Source organism: Streptomyces chlorus, assembly GCF_042655885.1.
GTDB lineage: Bacteria > Actinomycetota > Actinomycetes > Streptomycetales > Streptomycetaceae > Streptomyces > Streptomyces chlorus.
Genome location: NZ_JBHSOA010000172.1, coordinates 1 through 925, shown reverse-complemented (window position 1 = coordinate 925; position 925 = coordinate 1). Strand labels below are relative to the sequence as shown.

The window sequence follows — 925 nt, the reverse complement described above, 5'->3', positions numbered from 1 at the left end:
CGCGTTGGTGGAGTTGGGTGGGGTGCGGCCGGGGGAGAAGGTGCTGATCCATGCCGGTGCGGGTGGTGTGGGTATGGCGGCGATCCAGGTGGCGCGTCATCTGGGTGCGGAGGTCTTCGCGACGGCCAGTGAGGGCAAGTGGGGTGTGCTGCGGTCGCTGGGGGTGGCGGACGATCACATTGCGTCGTCGCGGTCGACGGAGTTCGAGGCGGCGTTCCGGGCGGTCAGTGGTGGGGGTGTGGATGTTGTCCTGAACTCGTTGGCGGGTGAGTTCGTGGATGCGTCGTTGCGTTTGGTGGGTGCGGGTGGGCGTTTCCTGGAGATGGGCAAGACCGATGTGCGGGCGGCGGGGGATGTGCCGGCGGAGGTGGAGTACCGGGCGTTCGACTTGGGCTGGGTGGATCCGGTGGGGATCCAGCGGATGCTGGCGGTGGTGGTGGAGTGGTTCGAGGAAGGTGTTCTGGAGCCGTTGCCGGTGCGGGTGTGGGATGTGCGCCGGGCGCGGGAGGCGTTTCGGTTCATGAGTCTGGCGCGGCATGTGGGCAAGATCGTGTTGTCGATGCCGCGGGTGTGGGATGCGCACGGCACGGTGTTGGTGACGGGTGGTACGGGTGGTTTGGGTGGGGTGCTGGCGCGTCATTTGGTGGTGGAGCGTGGGGTGCGGCATCTGGTGTTGACCAGTCGGCGTGGGTTGGAGGCGCCGGGTGCGGTTGAGCTGGCGGATGAGTTGCGGGCGTTGGGTGCGCGGGTTGAGGTGGTGGCGTGTGATGTGGCTGATCGTGAGGCGCTGGCCGATCTGTTGGCGTCGGTGCCGGTTGAGCGTCCGTTGACGGCGGTGGTGCATACGGCGGGTGTGCTGGATGACGGTGTGATCGGTTCGTTGAGTGCGGAGCGGTTGGCGGGGGTGTTGCGTCCGAAGGTGGAT

The 925-nt window shown here is 67.1% G+C and carries 1 protein-coding gene; it reads left to right on the top strand.

Translation table 11 applies throughout. The annotated features are described in order from the left end of the window. Positions 1-925, top strand: a 925-nt coding sequence (locus ACFPZI_RS37235; protein WP_381371596.1) for an SDR family NAD(P)-dependent oxidoreductase, incomplete at both ends; no start/stop codon positions are given.